Here is a 16,825-nt window from a genome sequence, read left to right on the forward strand (position 1 = left end):
TAAATGAATCGACTATTCGTTCTACTGAGTACCCTAGCCGCCTTTTCCAGTGCTGTTCCCGCGCAGCAGGAAAAGTGCAAGAATGAACAGTCCCAAGTGCAAAGTAACCACTTACTATCGCGTCAACTCGAGGACAAAGCTCCCCTTCCTGATGCCAATCCTAGCCGACGGATTGGAGACATTAGCTTTAGCCAGCAAAATATCTTTAACACCGAATTAGACGACGAAAATAACTGGCTGTTCCGCCTTGCCAACGACATGCATGTGATGACTGAACAGCAAGTGTTAGAGAATATTTTGTTGTTCCAACCAGGCGATCGCTACAGCCCACAACAATTACGCGAGTCAGAACGTTTGCTGCGTCAACAAGGCTATTTATATGACGCTCGGATCAGTGCGCAAACGCGGTGCGACGAGTTTGTGGATGTGAAAGTCGAAACCCGTGAGCTCTGGACTTTGTTGCCAGAGATTAGCTTTAGCCGCAGCGGAGGTGAGAACCGATCCACGTTTGGTTTTCGTGACAGTAACTTCCTTGGTTGGGGTAAGCGCGTATCCTTAGTACGCACCAATGATGAAGAGCGCAGTGGTTACGAATTTACCTATGACGATCCGAATATTCTCGGCAGTCGTTATCGCGGTCGTCTTGAGTATGCAGATAACAGTGACGGTAAGCGCCATTGGCTGTCGGTCACTTATCCTTTTTATGCGCTGTCTACAAAACACAGTTATGGGGTTGCCAATGGCAGTAACCGCCGTCAGGAGAAGCTCTATGATCGCGGTGAAGAGATCAGTGAGTTCTCGCAACATACCTCTTCTAGCCATCTTTTTTATGGGGTTTCAAGCTCCCCAGCCCCGAATTGGACACAGCGCACCATCGTCGGTTATCGCTACCAAAAAGACCGGTTTGATGCGATAGATGAAACCGTGTTACCTCTTGCCGAAGAGCGTACGCTTTCCTATCCCTATTTGCGAGTCAGCTGGTTACAAGACGATTATGTAAAAGTACACAATATCGACTCTATCACGCGCACCGAAGATTTGAACCTAGGCTGGCAAATCGATACTACTTTAGGTTACTCAGGCGAATCTCTGGGTGGCGATACCAACCGTTTGGTGCTCGACTTTCGTGTGCAGCGCAGCCACTACGTTAATCAGCAGAGTCTGTGGCGTTGGTCAGTAGATGTACAAGGTCAGCTACGCGAAGATGGGTTTACTGCTGAGAATCTATTTTTTGGCACCCAAGCTGAGTATTTCTTTAATAGTGATGATGCTCAGTCGTGGTATGTAAAGGCGCGTATAGATGGCGCTGAAGGGTTAACTTTAGACCGCCAGCTTACACTAGGTGGCGATTCCGGGCTGCGCGGATACCCGCAGCATTATCAGCAAGGGGATCGGCGAGCACTGCTTAGCATTGAGAAGCGCTATTATTGGGAATATAACCTATGGCAGTTATTTCGCGTCGGTGGGGCTGCTTTTTATGACGCAGGACAAGCCTGGTTTACCAACAGCAATCCCGCCAATGACACCCACTTTCGCCACAACTATGGGGTAGGTTTACGCTTAGCACCAAGTCGCGCCAACGCCGGAACGGTTATTCATATCGATGTCGCCAGAGCTATCAACCGCCCGGATGATGTCGACCCCGTCCAGTGGTTGGTGACCGTGAAGAAATCCTTCTAAATACACTTTGCTGATGGCTGTTTCCATGCTATACAGCGGCTTTAACAACTTGTTTTTATAAGGAACATATCTGTGGCGCTGGTTGATCTTCTTACTCAACATTATAAGTGGCTGGTTACCCTTGTGGTGCTGCTGCTTTTCCCTTTATTGGTGCGCTTGCAGCTGAAAATTTTTAACAAAACGATCCGGGGTCGAGTCGACCCTCATCGTAAACAACGCGCGCAATTGTTACTCAAAGTGCTGCTTGCTTTTGTCCTGCTGTGCATCCTATTGGTGTTCTGGGGCATCGAGTTACGCGGGCTATTAGTGGTCGGCTCAAGTCTGTTTGCAATGCTTGGCGTAGCGATGTTTGCGGGTTGGTCTTTGCTTTCGAACCTGACATCGTTTTTGCTGATGTTTGTACAAAATGATTGCCGGGTCGGCAACTGGGTCAAGGTGATTGATGGCGCCAACTTCATAGAAGGACGGATTATTGAAATGGGGTTGATGAACGTGGTGTTAGAGCACCTAGAGGGTCATCGTGTTCTCTATCCCAACAATTTATTTGTAACCCGACCAGTGATGGTATTGAACAAACCGCCACAAAAAACCAAGCCTACACGGCGCATACTGGCGCCTAAAAATAAATCTTAAAGCAAATGCCAACAGGCGCAATTGCGCCTGTTATTCATTGTTGAGCTCAGGTGTTTTTAACTCATCATCCATGTCACTGATTTCATCAATAAACGTCTCTAGCTGTTGCTCAACCAACGAGTTGGCATGCGCAAAATAAGCAAGATGAAAAATAGCATCGCCCTCGTTCACCAAAGGCATGGTTTGTTGTCCAATCACAATGCCACTGCGCGGCGCTAAAATCGCACATTCACTATCCCCTAGCGGGCTGTTGATATAAGCCAACACTTGGCCTTTACTCACGCGCTCGCCAAGGGATACTTGAGCGCGGATAATGCCATCTGTTTCGGCCCGGATCCAACTGGTAGAACTGGCGATAACCGGCTCCGCCTGCTTGCGAACCCGCTTACCTCGTAGCATCCTCAGTTTACGCATGACGTTTTCCACCCCTTGCACACCCGCAGCAATAGCGATGGGATCGAAACGTAGCGCCTCTCCAGCTTCGTACGTGATCACCGGGATCCCAAGCTCTGCCGCTTCACTGCGCAGTGAGCCGTTTCGTAGCGAGGCATTGATCACCGCTGGCGTACCAAAGGCATTGGCTATTTTAGCCGTTTCCTCATTGCTTAAATCGGCTCGGATCTGCGGTAAATTGGTGCGGTGGATGGCGCCTGTATGCAAATCAATGATATGGCTGCAGTGCATCGCCACTTCGTTAAAAAAAGTATTCGCCATACGCCCCGCCACAGATCCTCGCTGCGAGCCCGGGAAGCAGCGATTGAGATCGCGCCTATCGGGAAGGTAGCGAGATTTATGGATAAAACCAAACACATTGACAACAGGCACAGCAATTAAGGTGCCACGCAGTTGCGTGGCATCAACCTTTGCTAAGGTTTGTCGCACGATTTCAACACCGTTGAGCTCATCACCGTGAATTGCTGCACACACCAGCAATACCGGGCCGCTTTCTACCCCATTGACCACCTCAAGATTAATGGTCAGTGGTGAATGGGTATATAGCTTGGCCGCTTCAAGCTCAAAGGTGCGCCGCTGCCCAGGTGCGACTTGCTCACCTAACAGCGTAAACGCCTGATTCTTTTTAGCCCTTGCCACGGGTTCTGGTCCTCTTTTCTTTAGCATTCTTTTCTATAAATTGAATAATCATGCCAGCAATATCTTTTCCTGTCGCTAACTCAATTCCTTCGAGTCCTGGTGAAGAGTTAACTTCCATCACTAAAGGGCCACGCTCAGAGCGCAGTAAGTCAACCCCAGCGACATTTAACCCCATTGCTTTAGCGGCGGCCACTGCTGTTTTACGCTCTTCTGGAGTAATCCGTACTAAGCTGGCACTGCCGCCACGGTGTAAATTGGAGCGAAATTCACCTTCTTGGGCTTGGCGCTTCATCGCCGCAATAACGCGATCGCCAATGACAAAGCAACGAATATCAGCCCCACCCGCTTCTTTGATATATTCCTGCACCATGATGTGTGCTTTCAGGCCCATAAAAGCTTCAATCACACTCTCGGCCGCCTTGCGTGTTTCAGCAAGCACCACCCCAATCCCTTGTGTCCCCTCTAGCAGCTTGATAACAACCGGGGCTCCACCCACCATCTCAAGTAAGTCTTTGACATCATCGGGTTTGGATGCAAAACCGGTTACCGGCATACCCACTCCCTTGCGTGATAGTAGCTGTAAAGAACGCAATTTATCGCGCGAGCGGGTGATAGCAACAGATTCGTTCACAGGGTACACCCCCATCATCTCGAATTGCCGTAACACTGAACAGCCATAAAACGTAATAGAAGCCCCGATGCGCGGAATAATGGCGTTGAAGTCCTCTAGTTTTTGACCTTTATAGTGTACTTCCGGCTCTTGCGAGTTGATATTCATATAACAGCGTAAAGCATCCAATACCTGTACTTCATGGCCACGCTGTTGTGCCGCCTCAATTAAACGGCGAGTGGAATACAGCGACTTGTTGCGTGATAAAATGCCGATTTTCATAATAAACCTTATAATTGTATTTGGTATGACAATTCAGGGTCTACAACAATACGCCCTGCCATGGCTGTACGCCCCAATAGCATACGAAACTTCATGGTGTCTCTATTTGTGAGTGTTGCTTCAATGGGCCATTGTTGGCCGCCAATAAGTAACTGCGTCTGTATGACATAACGCTGCTCCTGGTGCCCACCAGAGTCAGTGACGGTGCGCTGGTCTATCACCCTCGCTTGGCACTGTATCTCTGTGTTATTGTCGTCTTGAATGGGATGAACCCAAAACCGCACCCAGACCTGCTCCTCTTGTGTAAACTCCTCAACTCGAAAGGCATGAATACATGAAGTACGGGCACCGGTATCGACCTTAGCCTTGATTTTATCAATCCCCAGCTCAGGCAGGGCTAGCCACTCACGCCAACCTACTGTTATTTTATTTGTCATATGCGAAGTCACTCGTATGCTCCAACGGCGAGGAGCGCAATAGTAAAAGCCGCTTTATACGGTAATTATCGATAAAGAACAGTGAATTAAATTACTCGCGTCGATAAAGACTATTCATTGATCTTGTAGCGATAATAGACAAGGATAGAAGAAACATTCTGTATTGAAAGTGAAGGTGTTATGTCAGCTTTGATTCATGCCTTAGTGTTAGACGCTCAAGGCGGCGCTGAACAATTAACTGAAAAATCAGCGATTAAGCAGTGGAAGCCCAGTGATGGTGTGCTGTGGCTACATCTTGATTACTGCCAAGATGATATTGAGCAATACTTGGCAGCGGTACCATTAAGTGAATTTGCACATGATGCCCTTATTGCCGATGAAACACGCCCTCGTATTGTCAGCGATGACAGTGGCCATTTATTGTTTTTGCGTGGCGTCAATCTTAACCCGGCAGATAGTCCTGATGATATGGTATCGATTCGCGTGTTCGTTAGTGAACAACTTATCGTCTCTACGCGTCACCGCCGCCTGCTGTCGGTGAATGCCCTTGCTGAATCTTTACGTAAAGGCAAAGGGCCGAGTACCACCTCAGCACTGGTATGCCAATTGTGCGAAAATTTAACCTCGCGAATGCAAGGTGTGATAGATGAACTCGAAGATAAACTTGACCAATTTGAAGAAGATGTTGATAGCCAACGAGCACATGATCACAATGCGCTATCACAGGTGCGCCGCCAAACTATCGGCTTAAAGCGCTATATCAGACCACAAAAGGAGGCTCTGCGCGCGCTTGTGAGTCAACAGCCAAGTTGGTTGGCTGACAGTGATACGCCGCGCATCAATGAAACCATTAACCATCTGCTGCGCTACTTAGAAGAACTTGATTTGAATATTGAGCGGGCCCAAATAATCCAACAAGAGGTCGCCAGCCAAGTATCCGACCAACTTAATAAGCGTATGTATGTGATGTCAGTGGTAGCAGCGCTGTTTTTACCCCTGGGCTTTCTTACCGGTTTACTGGGCGTCAATATTGGTGGAATTCCTGGAACAGAATCAGCAGCAGCATTCCCGTTGTTTGTTCTCGCTCTAGTGATATTAACCGCCGCCGTCGCTTTATATTTTCGTATGAAAAAATGGCTATAAAAAGCCTACCCACGTGGTCTGCTTAGCTTGCCACGTTACCCCTTCACACACGGATGTAGCCCACGTATGAGCTTAAAAATACGCGATTTAGATCAGCAGACCCAGTGGCTTAGTAGCGCGCAGCGGCTAGCGCTCAAAGAAGTGATCGCCGCTAGCTTTGCCGGGGTCAGCCCTGATGAGTACATGCAATACTATTTTGATGACCCCAAGGCATGTCAGCGTAAGCTCAGGCTTTATTTTGACCATAGCACGCTGGTTGGCTATTGCCTGTTAACCTTCACACAGCACGACAAAAGGACGGTAATACGAGCCTCTGCAGCTTTTTACCCACAATATAGAAACGGTGGCAATACCTTCTCCTTTTCCCTGTATCACAGTATTCGCTACTGGCTTACACGTCCTTGGTGCGCTGTGTATTATGCCGATACAATGCTCAGTCCAGCAATGTACCGGGCCATCGCCAAGCATGTAGCAATTATCTGGCCACACCCAGATTGCAGAAGTCCCAACGCGCTGTTTGAGCACTTTAACGCGGAGGGAATAGTAAGCCCTGGCGGCTCTCTTCGCTGTTTAAAGCCTGTGAACCGTGCAAGTAACTACAGCATCTCGGAGCTTGCGGCCTTTCACGCCAGTGACAAAAAAGAGATTGCCTTTTACTGCAAAATGAATCCTGACTTTCATGCTGACATGGGACTATTTGTGATTATTCCCATCCATACTAAGCAAGTGATTTATACCTTAGGCAAGCGATTGTTAAGCGTCTTTAAAGCGCGTTAATCGCTTTGATGGTATCTAGACGCACTGAAGCGATGAACGACTCATGCGAATATAACTGCACGTGGACTTAGCGCAGCGCCATGCAAAGTTGTTCTAATGCATGATATTAACTGCATGGCATAGGCTGATAGCTCATAACTGCCACACAAAATAAAAATGACATGCTCAATATGAAAGAGGGATAGTGATTGATTTAAGGGCGGTAATATTAACAGAAAGAAATGGCGCTCTCGCTAGGGATCGAACCTAGAACTTGGCCTCCGGAGGGCCACGTGATATCCATTTCACCACGAGAGCGCAGTGTCTATGTGTTCAGACAGCGCTTATAGTAAAGGCATCACAAGGTAAATACTAGCCCTAGCCGATCATATGGCGATATTTTCAGCAGCTGTCGCTCAGCACCGAGCAATACGATTAAATTTCACTCATTCATGATGCAATTTCGCCTTGGCATTCAAGGTATTTACATTTGACTCATACTTTTGCGTTATTTTCTCTGGCAATCCTGCTATCTTGAACTTTACTTATATCTACTGTGTTGCAAATTTGCTGTTAACTTCCCTCAACAAGCTGTAATTGGGCTGAGATATCATCATCTTTTTATTTCAGTATTGTTGGCTTGCTGCCGCTATAAAAGCGCACAGCTATTGAGAAGAACAGCGTCTGTTTCACTGTATGTACACTACTATTTATATGCTGTTTGGAGCCCCTATGAACTTGATGACTGCAGAACAAGTCGCCGAATACCTTGGTGTAAAAATTGAACGCGTAAAACGCCTTGCCCGTGAGCATTTGCTCATCGCTAAAAGCCAAGATGATAACGGTGACCCAATGTTCGATAAAAGCGACGTGGAAAGATATAAGGAGTTGGCACAGCGCCTAGGTGGCATTTAGAATCTCATCGAGTTGTAGTTTGGCTTCATCCACTCGATGCGCAGTGTTATTCGCTCGATACCAAAAATAATTCAGCGCCGCGACTAACTTCTGCATAGCCGTAAACTTAACCCAGTCGATGCGTTGCTCACTGCCAAAGTACTCACTTAGCAACGCGTGCTGTTGTGCCTCAGTCAGAGAGAAACTAATGCTCAGCATGGAGAGATCAAAGTATCGGTCGCCGGGCTGAGCATATTCAAAATCAATGCACTGCCAACATCCTAAGTAACTAATAATGTTTTGCCGAATTAAGTCATTGTGACAAAAGCGCATATCTTCAGATTGCATTTTAGTATCAGTGACAACCTGATGCAGCGCTTGCGCATATGCTTGGTAAAAAGGCTGATGCTCATAGCGCTTGAGCTCGGCATGCAAATCAAGGTATGGCCCGCTGCATGGCTGGGCGTGGATGAGCTGTAAACACTTCACAGCTTGGCTGACATCAAACTGCTCTGGCACCTTTCCCGGCGCATAATGAAAAATAGCTCCTTGATGCGCTTCATCTACGTACAAGGGCGCCGGACAAGCAGCCTGTTTGGCTAAGCGGCGCTGAGCCGCAATTGCCTCGTGGGGTAATGGCTTGGCATAAAATTTAACCAACCACGATTGCTCTGCAGTATCAACACGATAGTTTTCGTTGCTCACACCTTGTGGCAAATAGGTAATTTGCTCAATGCGCGTGCTGGGTTTATACCGCCGCACTAGGCTATTAATTGAGGCAACAGATTTAGGCATAGGCCGTTCCTGTGGTGCTCTTATGCTGGTATTGCGCCCGCCAGCGCAGATAGCCGGCCACCGCCATCACCGTGTAAAACACAAATAGCACCGTTGTCGGATAATACCCTTTAGCAACATATAAATAGATAGACGCGGCATCAATAACCACCCAATATAGCCAGTTTTCCAACACTTTTTGTGCCACTAAATAGGTCGTTACCACCGCAAAACAGGTGGTTAAACTATCAAGGTAGGCGTAATCAGCATGGGTGTAGTTATCCATCACATACCCGGCCACGAGAGCGACCACCGTCGTCGCTGCGATTACTACTGCATGACGCTGGACGGTGTATGAAGTAATGCCTTGGCGGGCGCTATTTTGGCGACCATAGCGCCATGCCCACCAACCGTACACCGCCATACCCATATAGTAAAAATGTAGCGCCGACTCCATTAACAAAGCGCCGTTCCAGTACATCAAAGTATAGATTAAGGTGCTAATGAAAGCCGCCGGCCAGCACCACAAACTCTCTTTCATAGCTAATAGCAAGTAAGCCATGGATAATGCCACAGCAACGTATTCCCACACCGACATGGCACTGAATCCGGCAATAATAGCGCTCAGAGTTTCCATCTTTACGCCTCTTAACTCGCCTCAGGAGAGAGGTCACCGCATAGAAACTTACACACAAAAATAGCCTTGCCGTAGGTTTCATAGGAGCGTTTAATTTCTGCACTCACCACTGACATCACGGTGTCGTAATCACCAAACACCTGAGTTGATAAGGTATTGGTGATCACTTTAATATCGCCATGCGCATTAAGGCGGTCAATGAAATCTTGAATATAGGGGATATAGTCTTGATGCAATGGGTACTTGCTTATTTCTACTGTCAGTTTCATGGGCCTACCTTGGGAAATATAAAGCCGCTATTGTAGCCTGTCGCTAACATAAGCCAAACACCCTGGGGGATATTTTTGTCCTTCGCATAAATCACTGACGGCCATAGCGAGCACAAAACAAAAATGATGAATTATGGCAATTAGCCTGTTACTGCTCACAAAGCGCTAAATTCGCGATATAGTAGCGCTCACAACAAAAAACTCAGCACATGGATTATGAAACGCATTGCCATTATCGAAGACGAAGCTGCTATTCGCGACAACTACGTTGAAATGCTCGAAGGACAAGGCTACCAAGTTCAAGGGTTTGCCGACAGGCCCAGTGCTGAAAGAGCGCTGTTTGAGCAACTACCGGATCTCGCCATCGTCGATATTGGCTTAGGCAATGAGATTGATGGTGGCTTTATGCTGTGCCAAAGTTTGCGTGCCCGCTCGCATACCTTGCCAATTATTTTTTTAACTGCCCGTGACAGCGAAATTGATACAGTCTGTGGCCTGCGTATGGGGGCTGATGATTACCTTACCAAAGATATCAGCATGGCCCATTTAGCAGCGCGTATTGGTGCGTTATTTCGCCGCGTGGAAGCACAAGAGACGCCCCCGCAAGCGAATGAAACCATAGAGCAAGGCGATTTGGAGTTAGACCTCAAGCGGATGCGCGCTGCTTGGCAAAACCAAGCCGTGGATCTGACCGTAACCGAGTTTTGGATGGTACATTCGCTTGCTAAGCGCCCTGGTCACGTAAAAAGTCGTGATGAGTTAATGAGCGATGCGAAAATATACGTCGATGACAGCACTATCACGTCGCACGTAAAACGTATTCGCAGAAAATTCCAAGCCATTGATGCTAGCTTTGATTGTATCAACACCGTCTATGGCATGGGTTATCGCTGGGAAATGAAGTAAATGGCACGATTTGGCCTGGGCCTGCGCAGTAAGGTCATTGTGTTATCTTGCTTTTTATTCGTCCTGCCATGGCTTGGCTACGAGTACGTCTGGGAAATGGAAAAGTACCTACGTAAAGGACAAGAAAAAACCTTGGTGGGCACCACCCGAGCTCTGGCCACAGCCTTACACGAACGCCCGGCCCTGTTTGAAAACGCCAGTCAATTTACCGACAAGGTCGAGAAAGGCCGCGACCTGTACGCCTATAGTATCGATAATGCCATTCGGCTTGATGGCGAATTGGGAGATTGGCAGCCTTATCAAGAGTTAATGTGGCAGTATCATGGCCAATACCTGAGTACCCCCACCCCTGAGCATGACAACGCCGATCTCTCTTTTCGCCATATGGTCGGCAAGTATGGTAATTACCTGTACGCGGTGTTCGCGGTGCGAGACGACACCGTGCGTTACCGCCCCAAAAATGCCCTTGGCGTGAGTCGCAACGACCACTTAAAAATCGCCATAAAAACGCCACAGGGGGAGCTTACGAATTACATTGTCGCGACCCGCGAAGATGGCTGGGTCAACGCCTTTGAACTGCCGTCACTGCAACCCTACACACAAATTCAGGGCTATTTCCGACGCACTGCACAAGGTTATAACATCGAGCTGCGTATGCCCTTAAATATGCTTGGTAACAAACTGGGCTTCGCTATCAGTGATTGGGACGATGGCCAACAGCAGCGCCACCTCATGGCTACCTCCAACGTGCATGATGCCAACCGCCTTGGCACCGTGTTGCTGCCATCACCTGAGATCAAGCGCATTATTAAAGGCATGGGTCACAGCGGCAGCCGCATTTGGGTTGTCGATAAACATCATCGAGTATTAGCACAGTCTGGCACCATTCAACATGCCGATGGCGTCTGGGCCAGCTCGTTACAAGAAAACGAACAACAAGGGGCGTGGCAACGCTTTGAAGAGCGCTTTTTACACCCACTGTACTATAAAATTCTTACCCGCCCGCCCAGTGATTTTTTAGATACCTTGCACGATGTGGCCGCCCTTGAAGGCAGCCACATAGCCAACGCGCTAAAAGGCAAGCCGGCCTCCAACTGGCGCCTGACACCGGATAACAAAGCCGTTATTCTCAGTGCCGCCTACCCTATTTGGGGTGACGACCAAGTGCTCGGCGCGGTGATCGCAGAAGAGACCACCAATGGCGTACGTACGCTGCGCAACAAGGCACTGGAAAAGCTATTTAACGTGATTTTGGCGGTGATGTTTATCGGCACCATCACGCTGTTTTTCTTCGCTTCTCGTATTTCCTCGCGCATTCGTCGCCTGCGTGACAGCGCCGAGCAAGCCATTGATGAGCAAGGTCGTGTTCGCGGTACCTTAACACTGAGTAAAGACAGTGACGAAATTGGTGACTTATCCCGCAGCTTCGCTAACATCGTTAATCGCTTAGGCGGCTATACCCATTACCTAGAGAATATGTCCTCACGCCTGTCTCATGAATTACGCACACCGGTGGCGGTGGTGCGCAGCTCGCTAGAAAACTTACAAATGATCGCCACCGAGCCACAACAGCAAAAGTACCTCACCCGCGCTCAAGAGGGTGTCAATCGGCTGAACAAATTGATCACCACCATGAGCGAAGCAACACGCTTAGAGCAAAGTATCTCAACAGCAAAAAAAGAGCATTACGATCTGCAGCAAGTGGTGCTTGGCTGTATGCAGGGTTATCAGTTCGCATACCCGCAAGCACACTTTGACATCAACATTAGCGACGCGGCTATTCCCGTGGAAGGTTCAGCTGATTTTTTAGCGCAGCTGTTAGATAAGCTGATTAACAATGCCCTAGAGTTTGCTTACGAAGGAAGCGCGATTGGCGTATCCCTTGAGCGCCAAGCTCAGCACGCAGTGCTTAAAGTGAGTAACCAAGGCCCGGCGCTTCCTGCGGATATTGGTGAGCATATTTTTGATTCTATGGTGTCGGTGCGCGAGCAAGATAAGCAGCAGCAGCCCCATTTGGGATTAGGCTTGTACGTGGCGCGGCTTATTGCCGATTATCATCAGGCGCAAATAAAGGCTGAAAACCTCGCTGATGGCAATGGCGTGGTCTTTTCACTGACCATTAAAATAATCCAAGATTGATTCACGACCTATTCATTCCTAAAGCGTTAGAGTTAGGTCATCGTCGCAATTATGGAGCACAATGGGTATGACAGGTCAGCTTCTTCAACCTGAGGAGATTGAGTATATTTTTGCGCTCTTTAATAATAGCGAACACGCTGAGCCAACGCCTCCTCAGCCAATACCCCTTGAACCTAACAGTGAAGGTTCATTACAATAAGGCACGTCTTCTCCTCGTGCCTTATTTTTGTGAAACCACACCGCGCTAAAAAAGAACTTGCCCTACTGCCTATTTTATTTATTGCTATCGCTTTATGTGTGGGTGGTCACTTTGTGTTGCAACCCAACTATCAAAATAGCCATATCGTAGAGTACGCCCTCGCGGCCCTGCCCTTTGCATTGTTTGCGTTAGTCATTATTGCGATACGCATGGCCATCAAACAAGAACAAGATGAGCAGGACGAGGAGTAATCAGGTCGCTACAATACGTGATAACCAAACCAATCCGGCTTGATTGTTTGCGAGCGTCCGCTTGGGGTTAGGTGAATGTGGTATTGGTTATCGAGCAAATCCAAGGCAAAGCAGTCATCCACCTCATGGAGATCATCTTTATGCTGATGGCTCATGTGCGTTAAATAACGTTGTTTGACTTGCTGTTTGGCTTGCTCGGCGCTGTGTGCAACGGTCAATGTGAAGGCATGTTGCTCAGCCATTTTATCCGCTTCATAGGCACCTAAGTTCACAAAATACAAACGCTCCGGACGATTTTGCGGCGTGTCGGCAATGGCAATGTGGTAGCCATCAATATCGTTAACAGCCATATACGAGTCCATATGCACCTTGTCCTTGTCACCGACCCATTGCGCCTTGAGTTTTGAGTAGGTATCGTCAATGGACTCCCCAACCACAAAGCGTACGTCGTGCATTTCAATATGACAGCCGCGAACACGCCCACCTAAATACACCATAAATAACTGCATTAAATTATTCCATGCGTCTTAAAAAAGTCAGTATATCTATGAGTTATTGAGATTGTAAGAGCATTAAAGGGGCCCTTACTTACTTGCCGATGGCGCGAACTGCTCAGCGTCAATATCGTGCTTTTTAATCAACTTATAAAAGTCACTGCGGTTACGCTTGGCGAGTTTAGCGGCTTGGGCAACATTGCCATCCACCATTTTCAAAACGCGAATCAAATACTCACGCTCGAATTGCTTTTTCGCTTCATTAAGGGCGATGGGTGAACTCGACTCCATCTCACATTGCAGCGCCAGCGCCACTTGCTTCGCACTGATAAGCTCGCTGGGGCTGAGCGCCACAACTTGCTCCACCACATTTTGCAACTGACGAATATTACCGGGCCAATCATGGCGCAGTAACAAGTCCATAGCATCGTCACTGAAGCGTTTCACCGCCTGCTCTTGGCGCGCCGCAATTTGCTCACAAAAGTAATGTGCCAACAGCGAGATATCTTCGCGACGCTCATTTAACGCCGGCAGGCGCAGATTGACGACATTTAAGCGGTAATACAAATCTTCACGAAAGGTATTTTCACTAATGGCCGTGGGTAGGTCTTTGTGGGTTGCCGACACTACCCGCACATTAACGGGGATTTCTTCGCTATGACCTACCGGGCGAATCGTTTTCTCTTGCAGCACCCGCAATAGCTTCACCTGCAGATTCAAAGGCATATCGCCAATCTCATCGAGAAATAAGGTGCCTCCCTCGGCCTGTGAGAATAACCCCACATGGTCCGTTGTGGCCCCGGTAAAAGCCCCTTTTTTATGACCAAACAGCTGTGATTCCAACAACTCTGCGGGCACCGCACCACAGTTGATGGCAACAAAGGGTCCATCACTGACATTGCTATTTTCATGCACTGCTTTGGCTAATAACTCTTTACCCGTACCACTGGCCCCAGAGATCAGCACATTCACATCAGCGGCGCCAACCATTCGCACTTGCTCTAGCAGGTGGTGCATGGTGGCACTGCGAGTAACGATACCATGATGGTTACTTTGCTGACCTTGGCTGTGACCATGCAGGCGCACCGCTTTAGCTAGGGTATCGATCAGCTCGTCTTTATCTATGGGTTTAGTCAAAAAGGCAAACACGCCCTGCTTGGTAGCCTTCACCGCATCAGGAATAGAGCCATGTGCGGTCATCATCACCACCGGCATGGTCGGGTAAAGTTGCTGCACTTGTTCGGCGAGTTGCATGCCATCAATATCATCCATGCGCAAGTCGGTCAGAAGCACATCAAAGTGCTGTTGTTGCAGCTCGCTTAAGGCATCACTGGCACAATTCGCGGTGCTAACCTCATAGTTATTGGCTAACAGGCGAATGGTGAGTAACTTCAGTAGGCTTTCATCATCATCCACTAATAAAACTTTGGACTTAGTACTCATTGTCACTCTCCTGCTGGGTACTGCGCTGCAATAGCTGTTGCTCTATTGCGGCAAGCGAAGACAAGGTTTTTTGCATGCGCGCTTTCATTTGCGCTTGCTCTTGCTTTTGCGCTTGTAACTCCTGGCGCATCTGCGCATTGGCGATAAGTTGCTGTTTCAGCAACCAGAAGTAGCGAGCGCTAGATTCAGGCCAGTAATACTGGGCACTCACGACTTCGAGTTCAGCCAACATTTCTTGTGGCTGCGTTTGCCCTCGTAAGCATAAGCGCGCAAAAAATTGTTTCAGTTGCGGCTCGGCAATGAAAGTTTCATCGTTATCCTGCGCCGTGGCGGCAAAACCACCACACTGCTGCGCATGCCATTGCACTAGCTGTTGTGCGCTCGGGTAAGATGGCGGCTGTTTTGGACGCGGTTTCGGGTTGGGCGTACCGACCACTACTGTTGTTGGCGCTTTGGGTTGTTCAACCACAGTTGCACTGGGTTCTGCGCTCCCTAGCAACTGACAGCCAGCACTTAGCATGCTGATCATACCAAGGCTCACCAAGGCGACAAACTTATTCATAATGAACTCCATTACTGATTGAAATGCAGCGTAAAGCAACTGCCCTTAGGGGAAACTGAATGAATATTAATATCACCGTTGAGTTGGTCAACACATTCTTTAACTATCGACAAACCTAACCCACTGCCCTGCAAGCGACTAGACTTGCCCGCTTTGCCTTGGAAGAAAGCGTCAAACAGACGTTCTTGCTCAGCTTTAGAAATTCCAGGTCCTTGGTCGCATACTTTTAATTCAACCTCAGACTTACTTTGACTAATCGCGACGGTGATGGTGGCACCCGGTGGAGAAAACTTAATGGCGTTCGAGAGTAGCTGAACCAAAATCATTTGTACCAATTCGCCATCAAGGCGCAGCATAGCGAGTTTTTTATCACACTGCCAATTTACCTTCTGCTGCGCTAACGCTAGGCGATCAGCAAAATGCTCTAACACTTGGTGTTTTAAGTCAGCAAGATCACACGGGCGCGGATTGGCGGTGCGTGAGCGAATAGCATTGTAATTGAGCAAACTTTGAATCATCGCTCTCAGACGTTCGGTGCTTTGGCTGATCAGCTCCAGCACATCCTGCTGTTGCTCGTTAATGGGCCCAACGACTTGCTCGCTAAGCAGATCACAGCCTTCCACCATTGATGCTAAGGGGGTTTTTAATTCATGGGTAACATGGCGTAAGAACGTATCCTTTTGCTGCTCTAACGCTTGTAATTGCTGCTGCATCCAATGTAGCTTCTGCCCCAGCTCTCTTAATTCTTTGGCACCCGTGAGTTTAATATCAACATCCCAATCACCTTTGCCTAAGCGCCCAATCACCCGTGAAAGGTAGCTGAGTCGGCTGCTAATACGCCATAGATACCCGCCACCAAAAAGCAACACAATAGGCACCAAGGCCACCAGCCAATGGATAAAGCTTTGTTGTAAATCAGCCAGAGCTTGCTGCGCATGCGTCACTTGCTTTTTAGTGTGTTCATGCAGCCACTGACCATGGGTATTAATCTGCTGGCGTAAAGGAACAAACAATTGTGCGTTTTGCGTTTGGCTATTACGTAATTCATCGCGGGTAGCGCTAAAGGTGGCATACAGCTCTTGCCAACGGCTTTGTTCACTGAATACATCAGCGGCACTGATTTGGCTATCCAGCATCGTATCTGCTTTTTGCCATTGCTGTGCTACCGCTTCACTTAACTGCTCACTTTGCAGTACCCAATTTTGCAGGGTTGCACGCTCTAGAGACTGGAAAAGTTGTTTAAATTCATTGAATTGCTCATTTTTTTGATAACTACTCAGAACCATTTGCTGAGTATTCACCATGTGCTTATCAAGGGCCTGCAAGAACACCACCACGACTAAAGCCAGTGGCACCAACAGAATGGCTACGCCAATAAAAAACTGTGCAAATAGATTGGGCCGCCAACGCCATAACTGTTTTATCAACTTGCCTCCTGTTGCAAATTTGCGAATCCGTAAAACTTTGAAATATATATAAATTTAAAAATTAACGCGCCACTTGTTGCTATTTGGCAACAACTCTACCTAACTACCTTCATGACCAACCTACTAACCCTATGAATTTTAACAAGAACAAAAACTGGCATTGTTCTTGTTAATGCTGCGCGGGTATAACTCAGGCA

The 16,825-nt window shown here is 48.1% G+C and carries 18 protein-coding genes and 1 tRNA gene; 8 read left to right on the forward strand and 11 right to left on the reverse strand.

Annotation, left to right across the window (positions count from 1 at the left end):
- Window positions 1-3 precede the first annotated feature (3 nt).
- Both MHM94_RS11705 and MHM94_RS11710 read left to right on the forward strand, forming a co-directional pair.
- Complete coding sequence (locus MHM94_RS11705; RefSeq protein ID WP_022943461.1) at window positions 4-1,680, forward strand: POTRA domain-containing protein; 1,677 nt, start codon at window positions 4-6, stop codon at window positions 1,678-1,680.
- A 72-nt stretch (window positions 1,681-1,752) separates the two neighbouring features.
- The gene (locus MHM94_RS11710) at window positions 1,753-2,313 is read left to right on the forward strand and encodes a mechanosensitive ion channel domain-containing protein (RefSeq protein WP_053909719.1); all 561 of its coding nucleotides are present in this window, start codon (window positions 1,753-1,755) and stop codon (window positions 2,311-2,313) included.
- A gap of 30 nt (window positions 2,314-2,343) precedes the next feature.
- On the opposite strand, the gene MHM94_RS11715 is transcribed toward MHM94_RS11710, so the two are convergent.
- Genes MHM94_RS11715 through MHM94_RS11725 form a run of 3 tightly spaced genes read right to left on the reverse strand, consistent with a single transcriptional unit; the run spans window position 2,344 to window position 4,734 of the window.
- Window positions 2,344-3,405, reverse strand: coding sequence for a succinylglutamate desuccinylase/aspartoacylase family protein (locus MHM94_RS11715; protein ID WP_045979321.1), 1,062 nt, complete (start codon window positions 3,403-3,405; stop codon window positions 2,344-2,346).
- Window positions 3,392-4,297, reverse strand: a complete 906-nt coding sequence (gene rimK, locus MHM94_RS11720) for a 30S ribosomal protein S6--L-glutamate ligase (RefSeq protein WP_022943458.1) — start codon at window positions 4,295-4,297, stop codon at window positions 3,392-3,394. The genes MHM94_RS11715 and rimK overlap by 14 nt, the downstream gene beginning before the upstream one ends.
- Before the next feature lie 8 nt (window positions 4,298-4,305).
- Entirely contained in the window at window positions 4,306-4,734 is a 429-nt protein-coding gene (locus MHM94_RS11725; protein ID WP_235419600.1) for an ATP-dependent zinc protease, read from the reverse strand.
- A 180-nt stretch (window positions 4,735-4,914) separates the two neighbouring features.
- On the opposite strand from MHM94_RS11725, the gene zntB reads away from it, so the two are divergent.
- A complete protein-coding gene (gene zntB, locus MHM94_RS11730) occupies window positions 4,915-5,877 on the forward strand; it encodes a zinc transporter ZntB (RefSeq protein ID WP_022943456.1) in 963 nt (320 codons plus the stop codon).
- Between the two features lie 66 nt (window positions 5,878-5,943).
- Complete coding sequence (locus MHM94_RS11735) at window positions 5,944-6,654, forward strand: hypothetical protein (RefSeq protein ID WP_235419599.1); 711 nt, start codon at window positions 5,944-5,946, stop codon at window positions 6,652-6,654.
- 222 nt (window positions 6,655-6,876) lie between these two features.
- Here MHM94_RS11735 and MHM94_RS11740 read toward each other — a convergent pair.
- Window positions 6,877-6,951, reverse strand: a tRNA-Arg gene (locus MHM94_RS11740).
- A 414-nt stretch (window positions 6,952-7,365) separates the two neighbouring features.
- Between MHM94_RS11740 and MHM94_RS11745 the strand changes: the two genes are divergently transcribed.
- On the forward strand, window positions 7,366-7,548 hold the full coding sequence (locus MHM94_RS11745; protein WP_022943453.1) for a helix-turn-helix domain-containing protein: 183 nt from the start codon (window positions 7,366-7,368) through the stop codon (window positions 7,546-7,548).
- Here the strand turns inward: MHM94_RS11745 and MHM94_RS11750 are convergent.
- From MHM94_RS11750 to MHM94_RS11760, 3 genes are read right to left on the reverse strand one after another with little or no spacing between them, the layout of a single operon-like run.
- On the reverse strand, window positions 7,534-8,322 hold the full coding sequence (locus tag MHM94_RS11750; protein ID WP_235419598.1) for a phosphotransferase: 789 nt from the start codon (window positions 8,320-8,322) through the stop codon (window positions 7,534-7,536). The two genes, MHM94_RS11745 and MHM94_RS11750, sit on opposite strands and share 15 nt — an antisense overlap.
- The gene (pnuC, locus tag MHM94_RS11755) at window positions 8,315-8,938 is read right to left on the reverse strand and encodes a nicotinamide riboside transporter PnuC (protein WP_235419597.1); all 624 of its coding nucleotides are present in this window, start codon (window positions 8,936-8,938) and stop codon (window positions 8,315-8,317) included. The genes MHM94_RS11750 and pnuC overlap by 8 nt, the downstream gene beginning before the upstream one ends.
- An 11-nt stretch (window positions 8,939-8,949) precedes the next feature.
- The gene (locus MHM94_RS11760; protein ID WP_045979317.1) at window positions 8,950-9,207 is read right to left on the reverse strand and encodes a hypothetical protein; all 258 of its coding nucleotides are present in this window, start codon (window positions 9,205-9,207) and stop codon (window positions 8,950-8,952) included.
- A gap of 216 nt (window positions 9,208-9,423) precedes the next feature.
- Between MHM94_RS11760 and pdsR the strand changes: the two genes are divergently transcribed.
- The 3 genes from pdsR to MHM94_RS11775 all read left to right on the forward strand — a co-directional run bounded on the left by pdsR (window position 9,424) and on the right by MHM94_RS11775 (window position 12,702).
- Complete coding sequence (pdsR, locus tag MHM94_RS11765) at window positions 9,424-10,113, forward strand: proteobacterial dedicated sortase system response regulator (protein ID WP_022943449.1); 690 nt, start codon at window positions 9,424-9,426, stop codon at window positions 10,111-10,113.
- A complete protein-coding gene (pdsS, locus tag MHM94_RS11770) occupies window positions 10,114-12,252 on the forward strand; it encodes a proteobacterial dedicated sortase system histidine kinase (protein ID WP_235419596.1) in 2,139 nt (712 codons plus the stop codon).
- Window positions 12,253-12,480: 228 nt separating this feature from the next.
- Window positions 12,481-12,702: a hypothetical protein gene (locus MHM94_RS11775; protein ID WP_235419595.1), complete on the forward strand. Its 222-nt coding sequence runs from the start codon at window positions 12,481-12,483 to the stop codon at window positions 12,700-12,702.
- An 8-nt stretch (window positions 12,703-12,710) separates the two neighbouring features.
- On the opposite strand, the gene MHM94_RS11780 is transcribed toward MHM94_RS11775, so the two are convergent.
- From MHM94_RS11780 to MHM94_RS11795, 4 genes are all read right to left on the reverse strand, one after another.
- Window positions 12,711-13,211: a DUF1543 domain-containing protein gene (locus MHM94_RS11780; RefSeq protein ID WP_022943445.1), complete on the reverse strand. Its 501-nt coding sequence runs from the start codon at window positions 13,209-13,211 to the stop codon at window positions 12,711-12,713.
- 75 nt (window positions 13,212-13,286) lie between these two features.
- A complete protein-coding gene (locus MHM94_RS11785; protein WP_022943444.1) occupies window positions 13,287-14,639 on the reverse strand; it encodes a sigma 54-interacting transcriptional regulator in 1,353 nt (450 codons plus the stop codon).
- Window positions 14,629-15,201, reverse strand: coding sequence for a hypothetical protein (locus MHM94_RS11790; protein WP_022943443.1), 573 nt, complete (start codon window positions 15,199-15,201; stop codon window positions 14,629-14,631). Before MHM94_RS11790 ends, MHM94_RS11785 begins: the two co-directional genes overlap by 11 nt.
- Before the next feature lie 11 nt (window positions 15,202-15,212).
- Window positions 15,213-16,628 (reverse strand): HAMP domain-containing sensor histidine kinase, encoded by a 1,416-nt coding sequence (locus MHM94_RS11795; RefSeq protein WP_138587685.1) that lies wholly within the window; start codon window positions 16,626-16,628, stop codon window positions 15,213-15,215.
- Window positions 16,629-16,825 lie beyond the last annotated feature (197 nt).

Source organism: Pseudoalteromonas sp. CNAT2-18.1, from assembly GCF_022347865.1.
In the GTDB taxonomy this organism is placed as follows: domain Bacteria; phylum Pseudomonadota; class Gammaproteobacteria; order Enterobacterales; family Alteromonadaceae; genus Pseudoalteromonas; species Pseudoalteromonas ruthenica.